19 protein-coding genes are annotated in these 19554 nt (G+C 35.8%); 4 read left to right on the top strand and 15 right to left on the bottom strand.

Annotated features, from left to right (window positions below):
• Positions 1-496: 496 nt before the first annotated feature.
• The 6 genes from BLR36_RS01435 to BLR36_RS01410 all read right to left on the bottom strand — a co-directional run bounded on the left by BLR36_RS01435 (position 497) and on the right by BLR36_RS01410 (position 5221).
• Positions 497-862, bottom strand: coding sequence for a hypothetical protein (locus tag BLR36_RS01435; protein WP_093059684.1), 366 nt, complete (start codon positions 860-862; stop codon positions 497-499).
• 53 nt (positions 863-915) lie between these two features.
• Entirely contained in the window at positions 916-2268 is a 1353-nt protein-coding gene (gene mgtE, locus BLR36_RS01430; protein ID WP_093060267.1) for a magnesium transporter, read from the bottom strand.
• Positions 2269-2412: 144 nt separating this feature from the next.
• Positions 2413-3324 (bottom strand): RluA family pseudouridine synthase, encoded by a 912-nt coding sequence (locus BLR36_RS01425; RefSeq protein ID WP_093059682.1) that lies wholly within the window; start codon positions 3322-3324, stop codon positions 2413-2415.
• On the bottom strand, positions 3321-4127 hold the full coding sequence (locus BLR36_RS01420; protein WP_093059680.1) for an NAD kinase: 807 nt from the start codon (positions 4125-4127) through the stop codon (positions 3321-3323). The genes BLR36_RS01425 and BLR36_RS01420 overlap by 4 nt, the downstream gene beginning before the upstream one ends.
• A gap of 3 nt (positions 4128-4130) precedes the next feature.
• Positions 4131-4805 carry a GTP diphosphokinase gene (locus BLR36_RS01415; RefSeq protein ID WP_093059678.1) on the bottom strand — a complete coding sequence of 225 codons (675 nt, stop codon included), beginning with the start codon at positions 4803-4805 and terminating at the stop codon, positions 4131-4133.
• A 32-nt stretch (positions 4806-4837) separates the two neighbouring features.
• On the bottom strand, positions 4838-5221 hold the full coding sequence (locus BLR36_RS01410; protein WP_093059676.1) for a UPF0738 family protein: 384 nt from the start codon (positions 5219-5221) through the stop codon (positions 4838-4840).
• Between the two features lie 96 nt (positions 5222-5317).
• Between BLR36_RS01410 and BLR36_RS01405 the strand changes: the two genes are divergently transcribed.
• The 4 genes from BLR36_RS01405 (at position 5318) to BLR36_RS01390 (ending at position 7993) form a co-directional block, all read left to right on the top strand.
• Positions 5318-5893: a CYTH domain-containing protein gene (locus BLR36_RS01405; RefSeq protein ID WP_093059674.1), complete on the top strand. Its 576-nt coding sequence runs from the start codon at positions 5318-5320 to the stop codon at positions 5891-5893.
• Positions 5894-5898: 5 nt separating this feature from the next.
• Entirely contained in the window at positions 5899-6552 is a 654-nt protein-coding gene (locus tag BLR36_RS01400) for a lytic transglycosylase domain-containing protein (protein WP_093059672.1), read from the top strand.
• 230 nt (positions 6553-6782) lie between these two features.
• Entirely contained in the window at positions 6783-7178 is a 396-nt protein-coding gene (locus BLR36_RS01395) for a globin domain-containing protein (protein WP_093059670.1), read from the top strand.
• Positions 7178-7993 carry a DsbA family protein gene (locus tag BLR36_RS01390; RefSeq protein WP_254771305.1) on the top strand — a complete coding sequence of 272 codons (816 nt, stop codon included), beginning with the start codon at positions 7178-7180 and terminating at the stop codon, positions 7991-7993. The genes BLR36_RS01395 and BLR36_RS01390 overlap by 1 nt, the downstream gene beginning before the upstream one ends.
• A 508-nt stretch (positions 7994-8501) precedes the next feature.
• Here the strand turns inward: BLR36_RS01390 and pepF are convergent.
• The 9 genes from pepF to opp3b form a co-directional block, all read right to left on the bottom strand.
• A complete protein-coding gene (gene pepF / locus BLR36_RS01385) occupies positions 8502-10322 on the bottom strand; it encodes an oligoendopeptidase F (protein ID WP_093059668.1) in 1821 nt (606 codons plus the stop codon).
• A 62-nt stretch (positions 10323-10384) separates the two neighbouring features.
• Positions 10385-11536 (bottom strand): competence protein CoiA, encoded by a 1152-nt coding sequence (locus tag BLR36_RS01380; RefSeq protein WP_093059666.1) that lies wholly within the window; start codon positions 11534-11536, stop codon positions 10385-10387.
• Positions 11537-11751: 215 nt separating this feature from the next.
• On the bottom strand, positions 11752-12420 hold the full coding sequence (gene mecA, locus BLR36_RS01375) for an adaptor protein MecA (RefSeq protein ID WP_093059664.1): 669 nt from the start codon (positions 12418-12420) through the stop codon (positions 11752-11754).
• A 223-nt stretch (positions 12421-12643) separates the two neighbouring features.
• Complete coding sequence (gene spxA / locus BLR36_RS01370; protein ID WP_175453953.1) at positions 12644-13039, bottom strand: transcriptional regulator SpxA; 396 nt, start codon at positions 13037-13039, stop codon at positions 12644-12646.
• A gap of 414 nt (positions 13040-13453) precedes the next feature.
• On the bottom strand, positions 13454-14662 hold the full coding sequence (locus BLR36_RS01365; RefSeq protein WP_093059660.1) for a putative glycoside hydrolase: 1209 nt from the start codon (positions 14660-14662) through the stop codon (positions 13454-13456).
• 765 nt (positions 14663-15427) lie between these two features.
• Positions 15428-16369, bottom strand: coding sequence for an ABC transporter ATP-binding protein (locus BLR36_RS01360; protein WP_093059658.1), 942 nt, complete (start codon positions 16367-16369; stop codon positions 15428-15430).
• The gene (locus BLR36_RS01355) at positions 16369-17433 is read right to left on the bottom strand and encodes an ABC transporter ATP-binding protein (RefSeq protein ID WP_093059656.1); all 1065 of its coding nucleotides are present in this window, start codon (positions 17431-17433) and stop codon (positions 16369-16371) included. Before BLR36_RS01355 ends, BLR36_RS01360 begins: the two co-directional genes overlap by 1 nt.
• A gap of 15 nt (positions 17434-17448) precedes the next feature.
• A complete protein-coding gene (opp3C, locus tag BLR36_RS01350; RefSeq protein WP_093059654.1) occupies positions 17449-18468 on the bottom strand; it encodes an oligopeptide ABC transporter permease in 1020 nt (339 codons plus the stop codon).
• Positions 18468-19400 carry an oligopeptide ABC transporter permease gene (opp3b, locus tag BLR36_RS01345; RefSeq protein ID WP_093059652.1) on the bottom strand — a complete coding sequence of 311 codons (933 nt, stop codon included), beginning with the start codon at positions 19398-19400 and terminating at the stop codon, positions 18468-18470. The genes opp3C and opp3b overlap by 1 nt, the downstream gene beginning before the upstream one ends.
• Between the last annotated feature and the right edge of the window lie 154 nt (positions 19401-19554).

Here is a 19554-nt window from a genome sequence, read left to right as displayed (position 1 = left end):
AGAAAAACCAAAATATGCCGATGATTTCCGCTCCGATTGAACGCTTCTGTTAGCACAGCTCGCGCCTAAATTCTCTCCCTCGTGCTGTCCCACTCGAGTCGCCGACCTGCTCTCCAATCAATAGTAACCCCTTAATAAAAGGAAAGTTGAATATCACATAAATAAGAGATCTATTCTTTTAACATTGGATAGCATCTTTAATTTAAAACAGAATACAAGCGATTGCAGTAAGTCACTAAAAAGTTGTCTAATCTTTTAAGAACTAGCTATGCTTAATTTTAAAGTTGAGTACTCATTAAATTGATTGCAGTGAAAGGTGGCAACTTCAGCGTGATCAGAGAGACAGATGTGATATCAAACAGCTCGTAGCGATGGGGATAGCTCATCGTTCCCCCTGTGAAACACTTCTACCTGAAAAGAAATCATAAGATTATTTATTCATCCATAGGAACTTTCTCAAAAAAAAAAAACTATCCTACAATAGGATAGCTTTTTTTCATTTTAATATACTTCCACGCCAAACAATTCTTTCGATTTCTTCTACTGGATACGTTATCAATTCTTCTGTTCCTACGAGTAAAGTAACCGTATCTTCTTCAACTTTCTCCACTTCACCTTGCACAGATACTCCAGTTTTCAGATGAAAGACTAGCGGCCTATACACTTTTCTTTGAAATGGTTTCGCCAAAAAGTTCAATTTATCCATAATTGCTAGTGTTTTCGTGGAAAAGCTTTTTTGTATTTCATAAATCGATGTACTTTCATCCTGTAATTCATTTGGTGCTTCCATTCGTTCCTTCGGTGGTAGATGAAAGACTGGAGGACCTTTTATAAAGAGCAAAGGATCATTAAATGAGTGCATATGCACATCCTTTTTACTTTACTTTATGCAACTATGAAAAAATATGATACAAATTACAAAGATGAGATAAAGATTGTAGCCAGACCAAGGTATATTAAAATACTTACTACATCATTAACCGTAGTGATAAATGGTCCCGATGCTACTGCCGGGTCTATTTTCATTCGATGTATTAATAAAGGTATAAAAGAACCACCTAATGTAGCAATAAAAATAGATCCAAAAATAGATGACCCTACCAATATTCCAATTAATAAATCATGTTTCCAAAAATATACTACTGCAACAACAAGCAAGCCGCAAATGAGACCTGTAATTAAACCTGTGCCAGCCTCTCTAAAGAGCAATTTCGTCTTACTTTGCTCCGCTATATCACCTGTTGCAATACCGCGAACTGCAACGGCTAGCGCTTGTGTCCCACTATTTCCAGCCATACCAGCGATTAAAGGTATAAATACAGCGAGCAGTGCAACCTTATCTAGCGTTTGCTCAAAAATACTCATTAAATTAGCAGTAAACATTCCGAGGAATAATAAAATGATCAGCCATGGCAATCTTTTTCTTGCAGCCTGTAATGGCCCTTTATCAAACGTATCCATATTGGATACCCCGGCAAGTTTAGAGTAATCGTCAGAGGCTTCTTCGTCCAATACATCTAAAATATCATCGACTGTAACAATCCCAAGTAAATGATCTTTGAAATCTACTACTGGAACAGCTAGAAAATCATAGTCTTTAATCATTCGGGCTACTTCCTCTTGGTCAACGCTCACTAGAACACTAACTACCCGATCATTCATAACATCTTTTATCAACGTATCCTCATCAGCAATTATAAGATCACGAAGTGAAATAACTCCAGAAAGTTTATGATCATCATCTACCACAAATAGATAATAGATGGTCTCTGCTTCAGGTGCAGCACTACGTAGAATAGTCATGGCTGAGCGACATGTTGAATTCTCAGGAATCGCTACATATTCCGTAGTCATAATGGAGCCAGCAGTATATTCCTCATAATGTAAGAGATCCTTAATTTCTTGAGCAGATTCCTTATCCATTATGTTTAAATAACTTGCAACCTGATCTTTTCCTAACTCATTTAGTACATCTACAGCATTATCTGTATACATAAAAGAAAGCATATCAGCGGCATAAGTAATATCCATTTCTTGCATAAATAAATCATATTTTTCATCTTCAAATTTTGTCGCTTCAAATAGTTCAGCTATTTCTTTAGGAGAAAGGTAATGATAGATTTTCTTCCTTAAATCAGGCTCCACCTTTTCAAAAAATATGGATTGATCATATGGATGAAGTTGCATAAATTCTTCCCTAAAGTCGTCCATAGAATCATTCAACAAAAACTCAATTAGTACGGACTCCTCTAAAGGTTGTTGAGTCATTTCATCTTTCACACTTTCCCCTCCTCTCGTGCGTATGTCCTTATTTATTGTATGGAGTAAGGATTAAATAAGCAATAAAAATATTGCCTAGGAAATAATGTTTATCAATTCTAAATTTGAAATCCCACCATTCTTCCTGTCATTTTAGGAATAATTAGTGGGAATTAATGCATTCATATCTTCTGGAAAAGGAGCAATTAAGTGAATATTTTCTTTAGAGAAAGGATGAAGTAGAGTAAGCTCTCTCGCATGAAGTGCTTGTCTCCCTATTAACTGTAAATCGCCGCCATATAAGTCATCCCCAATTAATGGATGACCAATGGACATCATATGTACACGAATCTGATGAGTTCGACCAGTATGTAATTGTAATCGTACATGCGTTAGTTTTTCTCCATGTTCCTCAAAACGACTCAATACTTTTACAGAGGTTTTAGCCTGTTTACCATCCAAATCGATTACTCGTTCAATAATACTGCCATTCCTTCGTCCGATAGGCGCATCGACAACAAATTCTTCTCGTTGAATATGACCATGAACGATTGCTTCATAAGTTCGCGAAATCTGTCCTGACTTTTGCATTTCACTCAGCAAATGATGAGCATGCCGATGCTTCGCAACACAAATGATGCCAGACGTGTCTTTATCTAACCTAGTCACTATGTGCACCGTGGAGGATAGCCCACTTTTCTCCATATATCCCGCGATAAAGTTTGCCATTGTCCCGGTCGGATGCTCTCGAGATGGTATAGTGCTTACTCCTGCATCTTTCGTTAGGATGAGAAGGTGGTCATCCTCCATTAAAATAGGAAACTCTACTTGTTGTGGGATGAGTCCAGCACTTTTTTTCTCTGGTGGAAATGTGATCTGAACCTTATCACCAAGATCTAATCTATGTCGGACTGTCTTCTCTTCTCCGTTGACTGTAATTTTTCCACCCTCATATTTTATACTTGTCAATGCTTTTTTCGAAATACCATATTGTCGAATTGCATCTCGAAGTAATTGTTCTGATTCATTAACTTGAAAGGTCAGATGGATTAACTCTTTTTTCATATTTCTAAATCACTATCGATAAAGGAGGCATGTACTCTATGCCAGAATGGGAATGACCTAAATCTAGCAAAGCGAACTTTTTCATCTGCTACTCGATACTTAATCGATTGAACATCTTTATGCAATAACTGAAGGTGATCAACGGTTACCATGAAATCTGGTCCTTTGACGGGTTTTAGTAAGCAAGAGTGATGTTTTGGTAAAACAAGTGATGAACCAACTGTACGGAAAACCCTGTTATTAATAGAAGCAATTTCTGCAAGTTGAATAGCTTCTAACGAAGGATGCACAATGGCCCCACCAAGCGCTTTGTTATATGCAGTACTCCCCGAAGGAGTCGACATACATAACCCATCGCCTCTAAATCGCTCGAAATGGTCCCCATTTAGCTCCACATCCATTACTAAAGTAACATCTGGAGATTTTACGGTAGACTCATTTAATGCCAAATAAACTGAACTATCCTCGCCATGTCTATAATTGATTGTCACTTCGAGTAAAGGGTATTCTATTACTTCAAATTCTTTTTTCGCTATACTTATGACTAATTTTTCAATCTCTTGGGGTTTCCAATCCGCATAGAATCCTAGGTGCCCTGTGTGCAGACCTACAAATGCCACAGAAGTGGTTAAATGCTTATACTTATGGAAGGCATGTAACAATGTACCGTCCCCACCGATCGATAGAACAATATCGGGATTTTCTTCATCTAATATAAGCCCAAAGTCTACTAAATACGTTATTGCACTTTCCATTAATTGATTGGATAAATCATCATTTCGAGATAATACAAAAAATTTCATGATTTAGGTGCCCTCTCTTTCATTTTTCGATTCAAGTAGACTTGGATGCGAAAGTTCTTTGTTTTCACTAAAGTATTTTTGTGCTTCTTGAATCTCTCCACGTATGAGAGACATTTCTTCATCTAGACGAAATGCTGCTTCTGCAGCATATTGTAATCTCTTTTTTATTTCTTCCGGAAATATTCCCTTATACTTGTAATTTAACGAATGCTCAATGGAAGCCCAGAAATTCATGGCTAAAGTTCGGATTTGAATCTCTGCAAGAATATTTATCTCGCCGTGTATTGTTTGTACTGGATATTCAATAATCATATGATACGATCTATACCCACTTTGTTTTTTATGGGAAATATAATCGCGCTCTTCGACTACTCTTATATCATTTCTAGCACGCAATAAATCAACAACCGTTTCTATATCATCGACAAATTGACACATCATCCGTAAACCTGCAATATCAGGAATTTCTTGTGCCAACGTATCCGAGGGCTCAAATAATATTCCTTTTTCTAAAGATTTATCATATATACTCGCCAACGGTTTGACACGACCAGTTACAAACTCGATAGGTGAATTTGTATTCTCTCTCTCAAACTGCGCTCGCATTCCTTTTAATTTTACTTTTAACTCTGAAACCGCCTGCTTGTACGGTTCTAAAAAGCGATCCCATTGACCCATAAGCTTGACCTCCACTTCCATTGACCTAACGACTATGCTTGTAAAATTTCTCTAAATGCTACTTCCACTGCTTTGGAAAATTCAGCACCGTAATTGTCATTACCTTCAATATTGAAAATAAGCATGTCTAGCTCTTCTTTAAAGCCATGTAAAGTCAACTCTTTGTCAGCGATTTGCAACGATGGATCTTCTACAGCTTTTAAGGTAGTTACGAGCAATGGCCAAACTTCTTGACCAAACTTTAAATAATGATAACCTGTTTCATCTTCTAATAGGTAGATAAAAGCATTAGAGTCCGAATCAGTAATCATTTGACCAGATGCTTTTAGATGAGGATTATTAGGTAATACCTCTAGTGTAAAACGTATATCATTTTCTAACTGAACTCCACTATGCACATTATAAGTAATAGGCAAAATAATCGTTCCTTTCTGTCCATTCTTCCACTATTTTAACATATTGAAACTCGTTGAAAAGCGCTATAATAGAAATTATAGGAAAGGTCGTGTATTATGCAAATCGAAAAAGAAATAGAATTTAAAAATTTATTAACCAAGCAAGAGTTCGAGCTTTTTGTTTCCTTTTTTCAGGTTGACCAAGAGGACTTCAACTCTCAAACAAATTATTACTTTGATACAGAAGATAACTTTTTTAAGGACAAGGGAATGGGTTTTCGCTTACGCATTTTAAAAGACAAAAATGAACTAACACTTAAACGTCCTTTAGTAGAACATGTTATGGAAGAAAATACGGTAACTATATCTGACCAGGAGAAGGATCTCATTATCCAAGAAACCATTTTTCCTTCTATTCCCTTTCTAGAGCAATTTAATCTTGTTTCTCCTTTAAAATGTATTGGTACTCTACAAACTAATCGTGTACAAATTCCTTATGAAACCGGAAATCTTTTTTTGGATCATTCCATTTATGGTCAAACAGAGGATTTTGAGGTAGAATATGAGAGTAGTGATGTAAAATATGGGGAAAAAGTGTTTCGTGATTTATTAGATTCACATAGTATTCCTATTAGACACACAGATAAAAAAATTGCTCGCCTTGTGAAATATAACGCTATGTTGAAAGGTTGATCCCTTTGGATATTCAATCCCTAAAAGTTTTAATGGAGATAGATGCAATGCAGTCACTAGGAAGTGTACAAAGTGCTCAAAACAGCTCTTCTACTTCTTCCATGTTTTCTGAAATGTTAGGACAAGTTTTACAGGCAAGTACTGGCGATTCTCAGACTGAAAATTTATCTTCTTTATTATATAGTGGTACCTCCTCTGTATTTGTTCCATCTAATTTACACTTAGAGCAGAGTAGCTTAAGAGAAGCCATTTCTACTAAATTATCCACTACTACAAAATATGGAACTGATTTTGATGAAATCATCAAGAAGGCCGCTGCAACGTACAATATTCCTGAAAAGCTTATTTCATCCATTATCAAACAAGAATCTAATTTTAACCCTTTAGCTACTAGTTCTGCTGGTGCTTCAGGCTTAATGCAATTAATGCCAGGTACAGCTAAGTATCTAGGTGTTACAAATACATTAGATCCAGAACAAAATATAATGGGTGGAGCAAAATATATAAGTCAAATGCTTTCTAAATTTGATGGGAATATGGAAACAGCGCTAGCCGCATATAACGCAGGTCCTGGAGCAGTAAAAAAATATGATGGTATACCACCATATAAAGAAACACAAAATTACGTAAAAAAAGTGATGAATTACTTTCATGCATAACTAAAGCACGGACAATCTATTAATATTAATAGGTTGTTTTTTATTTTGAATGCTATAAAATGCTCATGCAATAGTTAAAAAGTGCTTAGAATTACGAGTTTTATTAAGATCTGTGAACGCGGTAGGGCTATAAAACTACCTAGTCACTACTATGAGATAATCTAATTGTTTGAGATATTTGGATTTCGTTGATAGAATAAGTATAGTCCTAGAGCAAAGGGGTAAAGAAAATGACACAGCAGCCAATACTTCCTTACGATGAAATTGGAGCAGAGAAATTACATCTGCTTGTCGATACATTTTATGGCAATGTCGCAAAGCATCCACTTCTTATACCGATTTTTCCAAATGATTTATCGGAAACAGCTAGAAAACAAAAACAATTTCTCACTCAATATTTAGGTGGACCTAATTTATATACAGAAGAACACGGGCATCCGATGATGAAAATGCGTCACAATCCTTTTCCTATTACACCTGAACGAGCACAAGCTTGGCTTTCCTGCATGAGAGATGCAATGGATAAGGTAGGATTAGAAGGCAAGTTTCGTGATACATTCTATAGACGTTTAGAGCTTACAGCAAACCACATGGTCAATCAAATGAGTCATGAGGAGGAAGAATAGTGTCAAGAATACAAATTCCGTCTGAGACGTTCACATCCCCTTTAGTAAACAAGCCGCTTGAAATGTATGTGTTTTTGGACCCACTTTGTCCAACTTGTTGGGATATGCAACCTACCCTACGGAAATTGCAAGTTGAGTACGGACAGTATTTTACTGTACGAACAGTATTAAGTACTCAATTGAATAATTTAAATGCAGTTTGTAATTTTCCAAATGCCAAATTGAGTAATGGTGCATTCAATGTTTCCAAAATAGAGCATTCGGTTTTTCCTTCTATCGCTGTGAAAGCTGCTGAATTTCAAGGAAAAAAAGCTGCTCTACGATTTCTAATAAAAATACAAGAATACTTGTTTTTGAAAACTAAAAAAGTCACATCCTTTTCCGTTTTACAGGAGATAGCAGATGAAGTTAAACTTGATGTAGATGAATTTACTCGTGACTTTCTTTCCAATGAATGTGCAAGATCCTTCCAAAGCGACCTGTCCATTACTTGTGAAATGGAAGTAGATACTTTTCCAAGTGTTGTATTCTTTAATGAAAATATTGAAGATGAAGGTATAAAAATAGCTGGAAATTATCCTTACGAGATATATGTACAGATTTTACAAGAAATGCTTTATGAAAAACCAGAAGTTCAAGAGCCTCCTTTACTGGAAAAACTTTTTGATCGTTTCTATTCTTTAACTACAAATGAAATTGCCAGCTATTATAATATTTCCAATCAATTAGCCGAACGTGAGCTTAAAAAACTACTATTATTGCAAAAGGTTGAAAGACTTGTCTTACCAAACACCGTGTTATGGCGGTTAAAATAAAGAAATAGCAGTCTATCTTATAAAAAGATAGGCTGCTATTTTTGTTAAGCGAAGACATTGTCGATGAGTAACCGCAGGAGTATCTGTTTTCAAGCGAGCAAGTTGAGGAAACAATTAGGAGCGTCCACCAGTTTCTGCACTGTTGGGATAGCTTAGAAACATGAAAATGCGCTGTAATGGAAATCAGAGGATTGTTTATTCTACAAATAGCTTGAACTCAGTGTTCCAGGGATATTTTTCTTATCTTTCAAAAAAAGAAAATGCCCTTTTCCTCCTACCGAGGAAAGGGCATTTTCATTTACAAAGGGGATGGGAGAAATGTTCACGTTCAAACAAAGGGGTGTATGTTATCTTGTGATTTATTTCACACTCTTACTTTAACACGTCATTTTATAAAATACAATATATTCACTTCGCTTTTCACAAATTCGTCATACATCATTGGACGTCCTACCTTTAACTGTTATTACTTGGAATAAAAAAGCCTGGCGAAATGCCAGGCTTTTAGTTATTCCCATAAAAGTAGTTGTTCTAATTCATTTAATTTTTCTTCGAATACACGACATGCTTCTTCAATAGGAGCAGCTGTATTCATATCTACCCCTGCTTTTTTCAATACTTCAATTGGGTAATCTGAACTGCCTGCTTTTAGGAACTCATTAATATAACGATCTACAGCCGGCTTTCCTTCAGATAGAATTTGATTGCTAAGTGCGGTAGCTGCGCTCAGCCCGGTTGCATACTGATATACATAATAGTTGTAATAGAAATGAGGAATTCTTGCCCATTCTAAACCAATTTGCTCATCTATTACAATTTCATCACCAAAGTATTTTTGATTTAACTTATAATATTCCTCTGTTAGCTTATCAGCAGTTAGTGCCTCCCCATTTTGATCTAACTGGTGAATAATATGTTCAAACTCTGCAAACATCGTTTGACGGAAAACAGTTCCCCGGAAACCTTCTAACCAGTGATTTAATAAGTAAATACGTTTCTTAGGATCGTCAATTGTTCTCAGTAAGTAATCGTTCAATAATGCCTCGTTGCAAGTTGAAGCTACTTCTGCCACAAATATCGAATAATCACCGTAAACATAAGGTTGGTTTGCTCTAGTATAATAACTATGAATACTATGCCCAAATTCATGTGCAAGCGTAAAAAGATTATTTACATTATTTTGCCAGTTCATCAAAATATATGGATTCGTACCGTATGTTCCTGAAGAATATGCCCCAGACCGTTTGCCCTTCGTTTCTACTACATCCACCCAACGACTTTCAAGCCCCTTCTTTACGATTGAAACGTACTCTTCACCTAATGGTTCAAAGCTCTTAATCATCGCATCACAAGCCTCTTCATACGTGTATTCCATATTCAGTTCTTTCACTAACGGTGTATAAAGATCCCACATATGCAATTCATCTAGACCAAGTACTTTTTTACGTAACCCTACATATCGATGAAGCAAATGAACATTTTTATTAATCGTATTTACTAAGTTGTCATATACGCTTTCTGGAATATGATTGTTAGACATTGCAGCTTCACGCGCCGACCCGTAGTTTCGAATTTTCGCGTTGATATTGTCTCCTTTAATATTCCCTGTTAATGTTGACGCAAATGTATTACGGAATTTACCATAAGTATCATACATTGCTTTAAATGCTTCCTCACGTACACGAGGGTCCTCACTTTCTAAGAAACGTGAAAATCTGCCATGTGTTAGTTGCACATCATTACCATCTTCATCCTTTATAGTTGGAAATTCTAAATCTGCATTATTTAATTTTCCAAAAGTATCGGATGAAGCTCCAGCAACTTCTGAGAATTGTGCTAATAATGCTTCCTGTTCTTTTGGAAGAACATGTGGTCGTTCTTTGTTAATTTCCTCAAGTAATTGTCTGTATACTTGTAAATTTTTATTTTCAGCTAAATAATCGGCAAGAACACTCTCATCCACTGAAAGAATCTCTGGAACTAAAAAGGATAGCTCTGTAGAAACTTTCACATATAGAGATTTAATGCGACTATCCATCGCCTGGTATGTGCTATTAGCTGTATCTTGGTCTGTACGCATATGTGCAAATGTGTACAGTTTACGTAATCTTGACGTAATTTCATCACGGTATGTTAACACATCGAGTAATGCATGTGCTCCGTTGCTAATTGTTCCTTGATATGAAGAAGCCTTCTCTGATAAAGTAGAAACCTCTTGATACTCTTTCTCCCATTCATCATTAGTAGCGAAAATATCTTCTAATTTCCATGTTAGGTTTTCTGCTACTTCTTCACGAGTCAAAATTTTGTTTTTTGTATCTGCCGTCAAACTAAGTTCCCCCTTATATTGTTTCGAATTTCGAATCACTTCCTATTTTCTCAATTTTCTAATCAATTTGCAAGAAATTCATTGTATAACATACGTATCATCATTGTGTAGTCTATTTTACTCTCATATATAACTTCACTGGATGAAATTAAACAGTACTGCAATAGAATAAGATAGGATTCGACTGCCTTTATATGTTCTTCTGATAGACTGGTAGCTAAGTTTCTATAATTCAGGAATGATTCGCAGTGTTGGTAATTTGCTTGAGGTATAGTAAGTGCGAGTTTTTGTAAATAGTCGATAAACTGTATTTGCCACTCGGCAGCATGGATGGAGAAAATAGAAGCGTTCATTGTCGGAATGCCTATAAAGAATGGAATTTGTTTAGGAGGGACTCTCCATCTATAACATATTTTTAGAAACGTAGATTGAATTCCTTTTCTATTAAAAAAGTATAGATTGTCCAAATGTTTGTATCGTTGATGCTTATATAGAGTGAAATACTTTTGAAAATCCTCCCACGAGTTCTTTTTTATAATAGCAAATGGCCAGGTCTGGTTTTCTAAAGAAAGCTTTTTTATTTTAACAATATAATTATTTGCCTTAATATGCATGGGGTGTGAAATATAATGAAAATATTTAGATTGGGGGCAATACGTGAGTATTATTTGACCATTTGGAGTTGTATAAAAAAACTGTTGTCTAAAAGCGGAGAGCTGCATAGTTCCGATTCCTTGAAAAGGGAAATCAGAAATTTTTGGTGTTCGTAGTATCCAAATTGGATTAATATTCTTGGATATATAGCCTGCTGTTCGCTGCTGAATTGCGGTTACTGATATTTGACTACATTGAAACTCTATTGCAATGGGATAGGGTTCGCTTTGAATATATAAATCAGGTCTTTGTAGAAGCGAAGGAAGATAGGCTTCAAGTTGGACGGATCGGTCATGCTTTTGTAACAATTCAAATAAATGTAGTTTGCCGTTTAGATGATCCTCACTTTCTCCTTCTGAAAAAGCTTGTGTACAAGAAGCATTACGAGTATGCGCAAAATGTGGGGTTTTTATCATACCGTTTTTTAATATTACTTGTTCATTGCATTGTATGCAGGAGAAGATGTGGGTGGATTTCATTTTGTCTAAATAGGTCCGTGGATGCTGTGCAGCTATGATAAGTTCTCCATTTGCTGTTACGGCTGTTAGAATTTGTATCACCTCTTGCTATTAATATACAAATTTTCAGTCAATAATGCAAGCATGCAGGTGCATATGTTTTCCGAGCGAGGGGACCTAGGCAATGCTTGCAGAAAGCGTCCACCTGTAAGGTAAACCAGAGGATTATTAATTCTTACAAATGCTTTGTACCAATTGTTCACGGTACACTATTATAACTTTTAATCATTAAAAAAACCTTCTAAAAGTAGAAGGTTTTAAAAATGTTTATTTAACTCATCTAGCACAGCATCGGCAATTATCTGTTTCCCATATTCTTCAATCATATGAATAGTTGTCTTTGAACTATTGGCAAACTCTGAAACAATACTTAAAGTATTAAGCACTGATTCGAACTCCGTAATATCAAAATCAAAAACAATATGCAAATAGTACTTCTCTTCATAAAAATATAAAGAGGTCTGTAGATCTCCTTCATCTAACTTTTTCGCAAGACCAATTACATCGTCGAAGCTCTCAAAAACAAATGTATAATCCGTAGGAATATCCTCTAATTCCTCCATATAACTTGAAAAGTCATCAAACTCATGTGGGCCGATTGAACTTGATACCCCATTTTTAAATATTTTACTCGATATATCATCTACATCCGAATTATTACCTAAACGCTCATCTTGTTTTGTTATTTCCGTTCTTGTAACAATCACTTCCAAACCTTTTTCCATCGCATGAACTTGAATCCATAAAGGACCATCTAATTCTTCAAAATGATCATCATCATGAACCTCATCCATCATTTCCCAAAAAAGCTGCTCGCTCTTATCCTTATTGAACCAGATTTCATCTCGGCTGAAGCCTCTTTCTTCAATGTCGATGTATGAAATGTATACTTTGAAAGTGTTATCATTGATACGCTCGATATCCATTTAACACATCTCCTCCCGCTTCTTACCGTCTCAAATGTGTAGTGTCTATTACTATTGTATGTCGTTTGTGAAAAAAAGAAAAGGATTCCTGCTTCACTTTTAAAATTATTAATTAAACTATATGCATTGTAGAAAATTTTACCTCCGATTGCAAGTAGAAGAGAAAAAGAAAAGCCAATTATTTTTCAAAGGTGCTTTGAAAAATAATTAGCTTAGTATAATCCTAGTTAACTAGACGTTGTGCTTCAAGAAGTTGATAAGCACGTACTTTTCTAGGTAAGAACCTACGAATTTCATCTTCATTGTAACCAACTTGCAAACGTTTTTCGTCTAAAATAATTGGTCTGCGTAATAATCCAGGATGTTCTTGGATTAATTCATATAGTCGTTGTAACGGAAGACTTTCTAAATCCACGTTTAATTTTTGGAATATTTTTGAACGAGTTGAAATAATTTCATCTGTTCCGTCTTCTGTCATTCGTAGAATTTCTTTTATTTCACTTATACTAAGTGGTTCGGAAAAAATATTACGTTCTTTGTATGCTATCTCATGTTCTTCTAACCAAGCTTTCGCTTTTCTACAAGAAGTACAACTAGGTGATGTGAATAACGTTACGATCATTTTAAAAAACACTTCCTTTCAAATGTCTGTGTTATATAAAGTAGATTATAATTAATTTAATGTAGTAATGTACTTTATCAGTATACACTACTTTTATTTGATTTTAAATATGTTTTTAAGGAAATTTTACCTTCCAAAAATTAATGTCACAATTTCGTGTTACTTATGAAGGAATCCTTAAATTTACTAAAGATAAGTTATATACATATTAATTAATACCCATCATTTAATGATCTTAAACATCTACCGAATAAAAAAATCATATTATCAATTAGTAATACTTAATGAAAATAGCTGTTATACTAATAATACGTTTTTAATGTAAAAAGGTTTCAAAAAAAGAAAAAAAGTAGGATAAAATTTCATCCTACTTTTTCATTCTTTACGTTTCCTTAAATTATTAAGATATGGTTAAGGAGTATAATCCACGCCTTTTGAATATTTATTTCCAGCGTTCCATAATAAGTATTCATTTATACCTGCTTCTTTTAAAGCCTTAATTTGCGCTTCCACTTCAGCTTTACCATATGTTTGATAATTTCCTGCCCCTAGATAAGAAGCCGTAAAATCTTGTAACCATGGTCTAGATACTGGTGGATCTTCAAGCTCTGCTAGTTTAGCATTTTCCACTTTTGCGTATTCCTGTACCAATCTATATGGCTCTAAATCTGGTTTAGCGATGCCAAAGTAAGAAGTCCAGTGACTTGGGTAGATCATGGAAGAAATAACATCCACGTTTTGAGATATTTTATTAAAATTTTGTCCGATTCCAGGTGCTTCAGGTAATGTAGCGGAATACCCAAAGATATCTACCGATAGTTGGGCACCATATGGTTTAAGCTTTTCCCGTGCATAAGCAACAAAATCCGTAACTGCTGAAACTCTGCGTTGAACAAAGTCTTGCTCTGAAGTTTCATATGTACCCATGGAGTATTTTAAACTGTTTTCTCTTTTTTCAAATCCTTCAGGAAAACGAACATAGTCAAATTGAATTTCTTTAAAGCCCATCTTCGCAGCCTCTATAGCAATTTCTACATTATAATCCCATACCTCTTGCATAAATGGATTGACGAATGCTTCACCCCGTCCATTTTTCCAAACCGATGTACCTTCTACAAAGGACCATTCTGGCTTTCTCTCTGCAAGCTCCGTGTCTTTAAATATCACGATGCGTGCTATAGGATAGATTTGTTTTTCCTCCATTGTCTTTAACATTTTTTGCGTATCTTTTATGTATGGCTTCCCAATATTATATTTGGTTAATGGAGAATCTTCTGCAGGGATGTAAGTCAGATTTCCAAAATCATCTTTTATATCGATAACCATTGCATTGAGATCCGTTGTATCCATCAGTTTCAATAAGTCATTAAAACGTCCCCCACCAGCAGAATGTCCCGTTACATAGACACCTCTTACTGCATCCGGATATTCGAACGTTAATCCAGAATCAAATACGAATAATTTAGAAGATGATACGACTTTTTCATCTATTGACTTAAAACTATATTCTTTTGTTGCAAAATCCTTTGAAAACAAGGGTGTTTCTGCATTACTTGTAATTGGCAGCAATATAGTCATTGCAATTGATACGGAAGCTATTACACTAAAATGTTTTTTCATATAATAAAAATTCCTTTCCTTTACTTTAAGTCCTTTCATTCTAACAATTCATGCAAATGAATGAAAGTGTCAATGTGACTAACATCTATAAAAAAATCCAGGCAAAATGATGTTCGGTTCCTTTAAGGTCAAACCTGTTTCTATCGTTTTTAGCGGTCTTTGGACAGACGTCTGATATATTACTACCGGGGGTGAATTTTTAGATATGCTGTTGGTGACAGACGTCACCAACAGCATAACTATTCTCGGTAATCTTATGGCGGTTATCTGTCCAACGCCTTCTTGAAACTCTTAGAAACAGGTTAAGACCTACCTGGATAACTAGAGAAAAGGTTCTTTCCTATTTATAGAAGTAGCGATCGAAGATACAATTTCGTGCGCTTCTCTTCTTCTATATTGGATAGATACTTACTATTCGTTTAAATTCTGCTAACAACAAAGTATTTCTTTTTCAATAGTGATTACAACTGGTTTTTTCCCTAAATATACTTAACTAATCTCATTATCTTAGCGATAAGCTGTGCCTATTCTAATTTGGGAGTACTACTCACTTCGTTGATTGTAGTGGAAGGTGGCGACTTCTGCGGGATGAGTGAGACAGATGAGATATCACAGCGGCGCGATAGCGACGGTGATAGCTCAAAGCTCACCCCGCGAAACGCGTCCACCTGTAACGGAAATCAGTAGTGTTATTCATAATAAGTCCTGAGCTTAAGGAATAATATATCTAAAAAACGACCGTTCGATTGAACGGTCGTTGATTCATTAAATTCGTGATCCTGAAATTGCTTGCAAAGTCGCAAACTCTTTTTCGGAACAATAAACAAAATGTCCAGGTGTTACCTCACGCATTGCGATTTCTTCCCCATCTTGATAATTATGAGAGGCAGGGTCGTAGGATTTACGTACACGAGTACGCTCATAATTTGGATCCGGAAGTGGGATAGCCGACAACAATGATTGTGTATATGGATGCATTGGATTATTGTATAAATCCTCTGCAGGTGCCAGCTCAACTAGTTTCCCAAAATACATTACCCCAATACGATCAGAAATGTACTTTACCATTGATAAATCATGGGCAATAAACAAATAAGTTAAGCCCTTCTGTTCTTGTAATTCCTTCAGTAAGTTAACAACTTGTGCTTGAATAGAAACGTCCAACGCTGAGATTGGCTCATCGGCAATGATAAATTCTGGATTAACAGCCAAAGCTCTTGCAATTCCTAAACGTTGACGTTGTCCACCAGAAAACTCATGAGCATAACGATCGGCATGCTCACGGTTCAAGCCTACAGTTTCTAATAATTCAACCACGCGTTCTTTACGTTCTTTTGGATTTTTCACAAGTCCATGAATATCTAGACCTTCTGCTATGATATCCAGTACTTTCATACGAGGATTCAAGGATGCATAAGGATCTTGGAAAATCATTTGCATTTTACGGTTAAATGACTTTAAATCGTTTTTTGATTTTTTATCATGTACATTTACTCCGTCATAAATTACTTGTCCGTCTGTTGCATCATAAAGACGAATAATTGTACGACCTGTCGTAGATTTACCACAACCAGATTCTCCAACTAATCCAAGCGTTTCCCCTTTATAAATATCGAAGCTAATGTCATCTACTGCGCGAACTTCATTAGGCTTACCTTGATTGAAATACTGCTTAAGATTTTTAATTTCTAGTAATTTTTCAGCCATTAGTAAGTACCTCCTTCCGTTCCTTCGTAATAGCGGCTTCCAGGGAATTTCTTCATACGTTCTACAATTGCTAAAGGCGGTTCAACTTCCGGAGCATCCGGATGTAATAACCACGTAGCAGCAGAGTGAGTTTCGCTTACTTTAAAGAACGATGGTGCTTGTTCTAAATCTATTTTCAATGCATAATCACTACGTAAAGCAAAAGCATCGCCTTTCGGAGGATTCAATAAATCAGGAGGAGTTCCTGGAATTGCATACAATTTCGCTTCTGCTGTATCTAGTGACGGCATAGAGCTTAGTAACCCCCATGTATAAGGATGCTGTGGATTATAGAATATTTCATCTACAGTTCCAATCTCAACAATTTTACCACCATACATAACTGCAACTCTATCTGCTACATTAGCCACAACTCCGAGGTCATGTGTAATGAAAATGATAGATGTATCAATTTTCTTCTGCAAATCCTTCATCAATTCTAAAATTTGCGCTTGTATCGTAACATCTAACGCAGTCGTAGGTTCATCTGCTATTAGAATTTGTGGATTACATGCTAAAGCAATTGCGATAACAATACGCTGGCGCTGCCCACCAGAAAATTGGTGTGGATATTGTTTAATACGAGCTTCCGGTTTAGGCATACCTACTAAACGTAGTAAATCAATTGCTACTTTACGTGCTTCTGCTTTACCAAGTTTACGGTGCTTTAAAATTGGCTCCATAATTTGGTTACCAATAGTCATCGTTGGATTTAAAGAAGTCATCGGATCTTGGAAAATCATCGAAATATCTTTTCCTCGAATTTTCTGCATTTCTTTATCCGATAGCTTAGTAAGATCTTTACCATTGAATAAAATTTGTCCATTTTTAAATTCTGAACTTGATTCAGGCAGCAACCGCATAATTGCCTTAGTTGTAACTGACTTACCAGAACCAGACTCTCCAACAATTGCAAGTGTTTCTCCTTTTTTTAAGTCGAAATTTACACCACGAATGGCTTTTACTTCACCTGCAAATGTATGGAAGGAAAGCTCCAGGTCATTAACTTCTAAAATCTTTTCCATTTTCGCTTTCCTCCTTTAGTCTTTCATCTTCGGATCAAGTGCGTCACGTAATCCATCACCTAATAAGTTGAATGAAATCATAAGTAAACTAATAATAATTGATGGGAACAACAGAATATGTGGTTGGAATTTTATCAGTTTATACCCATCGTTTATCAATGTTCCAAGTGATGCCTCTGGAGGCTGTAAACCTAACCCTATGAAGCTTAAAAAAGCTTCGAAGAATATAGCACTTGGAATAGTGAACATTGTGTTAATAATAATAATACCTAAAATATTAGGCAAAATATGTTTTGAAATAATTCGACCATTTGTTGCACCTAATGTACGGGATGCTAATACAAACTCTTGGTTTTTGAATTTTAATACTTGCCCACGTACTATACGAGACATACCGATCCACCCCGTAATGGTAATGGCGATAATGATCGCGGTAATACCCGGTTCCATAAAGGTAAGCATTAGAATAACAATAACAAGTGTTGGAATTCCGTATAATATTTCAACAATACGTTGTAGAACATCGTCTACACGTCCACCATAATAACCAGATACTCCCCCATAAGCAACCCCAATAACCATATCAATTAAAGCTGCTACGAAAGCGATAAATAAGGAGATTTGTGTACCTTCCCAAACACGAGAGAACATATCACGGCCAAGACCGTCTGTTCCAAACCAGTAATACGTATCAACCTTTTTCATTTCATACAGATCTACTTCTTTACCTGCAAGTACACCAACACCGTCCATTATTCCAAGTTTCTCAATTCCGGGAACTTTTGGGGGTAAATTAGCATGAGTGATAGTTTGTGTTTTTGCATCATGTGGACTTATCATTGGTCCAACAAACGCCATAATTATTATAAATAGTAATAGGAACATACTAACGATCGCAGCTTTGTTTTTGCGAATACGAAGCCAAGCATCTTGCCAGAAGCTCAAACTCGGTTTTGTAATACGCTCCGCATGACTAGCATCAATTTGAATTCTTTCAAAAGAATCTGCAGGTGGTTTTTGTAAGTCGTGATTCATTAATCTTTACCTCCTGACAAACGAATACGTGGGTCGATGATACCATAAAGTACATCTACCAAGAATATTACGACAATTAGGAATGCAGAGAAGAACAATGTAGTTCCCATAATAATAGAGAAGTCATTTGACATAATGGATTTAACAAATTGCTCTCCGATACCAGGTATTGCGAAGATTTGTTCAATAACAAGAGATCCTGTTAATAATCCAGCTGCTAGTGGTCCTAAAACTGTCACTAGCGGGATCAATGCATTTCGGAATGCATGCTTAAATGCGATTTCGAAACCAGTTGCCCCTTTAGATTTTGCTAAAGTAATATAATCTGAACTTAAAACCTCAATCATTTCCGTACGTATAAATCGAGAAGCTGTCGCAAGTGGACCCATTGCTAATGCAATAGAAGGGAGTACGCTGGACATCCAGCCATCCTTCCACAGCGCTACTGGGAATAGTTCCCATTTAACCGCTAACCAATATTGAAGGAAAGTTGCAAAAACGAAAGATGGAATAGATATACCGATAATAGCCACAAACGTACTACCGTAATCCCAAACTGTATTTTGTCTTAATGCTGCAATCATACCTAATAGTATTCCAAGCGCCACACCAAGCACTAATCCTTGAGTTCCAAGTAACATAGATGGTCCTAATCGATCTATGATTAAGTCTGTTACGCTAGCATTCTTAAATTGAAATGAGTTACCAAGATCTCCTTGGGCCAAATTCAACATATACTTTGCGTACTGAACTGGAATCGGTTGATCTAATCCATATTTCGCTTCAACTACCGCAAGCTGTGAAGGGGATAGTTTTGAAGCAGAGCTAATCGGGGATCCTGGAAGCGCCTTCATTAAGAAGAATGTTGCCGTCGCAATCAGGAAAAACGTAATAAACATATAAAAAACACGACGAGTAATGTATTTTGCCATCTTTGCACCTCCTACAAAAAATATTTATCAAGATTAATATACTCTAATATATATAAACAGATAACCATAGTAGTTGTCAAAATCAAATTATTAATATTAAATATTTCGTGAATTCTGATTCATTTAAAAAGAGAGTACATGATCCATATGGAAC

Origin of the sequence: Psychrobacillus sp. OK028, assembly GCF_900103605.1 — a bacterium.
GTDB lineage: Bacteria > Bacillota > Bacilli > Bacillales_A > Planococcaceae > Psychrobacillus.
The sequence above is the reverse complement of the archived record's forward strand: the minus strand, read 5'-3'. Positions and strand labels throughout refer to the sequence as shown.

Bases quoted from the DNA above. Each gene is read 5' to 3' on its own strand.
- BLR36_RS01420 (WP_093059680.1), bottom strand. From the start codon at position 4,127: ATGAAATTTTTTGTATTATCTCGAAATGATGATTTATCCAATCAATTA.
- BLR36_RS01415 (WP_093059678.1), bottom strand. From the start codon at position 4,805: ATGGGTCAATGGGATCGCTTTTTAGAACCGTACAAGCAGGCGGTTTCA.
- BLR36_RS01360 (WP_093059658.1), bottom strand. From the start codon at position 16,369: ATGGCTGAAAAATTACTAGAAATTAAAAATCTTAAGCAGTATTTCAAT.
- BLR36_RS01405 (WP_093059674.1), top strand. From the start codon at position 5,318: ATGCAAATCGAAAAAGAAATAGAATTTAAAAATTTATTAACCAAGCAA.
- BLR36_RS01435 (WP_093059684.1), bottom strand. From the start codon at position 862: ATGCACTCATTTAATGATCCTTTGCTCTTTATAAAAGGTCCTCCAGTC.
- mgtE (WP_093060267.1), bottom strand. From the start codon at position 2,268: ATGACTCAACAACCTTTAGAGGAGTCCGTACTAATTGAGTTTTTGTTG.
- BLR36_RS01425 (WP_093059682.1), bottom strand. From the start codon at position 3,324: ATGAAAAAAGAGTTAATCCATCTGACCTTTCAAGTTAATGAATCAGAA.
- opp3b (WP_093059652.1), bottom strand. From the start codon at position 19,400: ATGGCAAAATACATTACTCGTCGTGTTTTTTATATGTTTATTACGTTT.
- opp3C (WP_093059654.1), bottom strand. From the start codon at position 18,468: ATGAATCACGACTTACAAAAACCACCTGCAGATTCTTTTGAAAGAATT.
- BLR36_RS01365 (WP_093059660.1), bottom strand. From the start codon at position 14,662: ATGAAAAAACATTTTAGTGTAATAGCTTCCGTATCAATTGCAATGACT.
- mecA (WP_093059664.1), bottom strand. From the start codon at position 12,420: ATGGATATCGAGCGTATCAATGATAACACTTTCAAAGTATACATTTCA.
- BLR36_RS01395 (WP_093059670.1), top strand. From the start codon at position 6,783: ATGACACAGCAGCCAATACTTCCTTACGATGAAATTGGAGCAGAGAAA.
- BLR36_RS01355 (WP_093059656.1), bottom strand. From the start codon at position 17,433: ATGGAAAAGATTTTAGAAGTTAATGACCTGGAGCTTTCCTTCCATACA.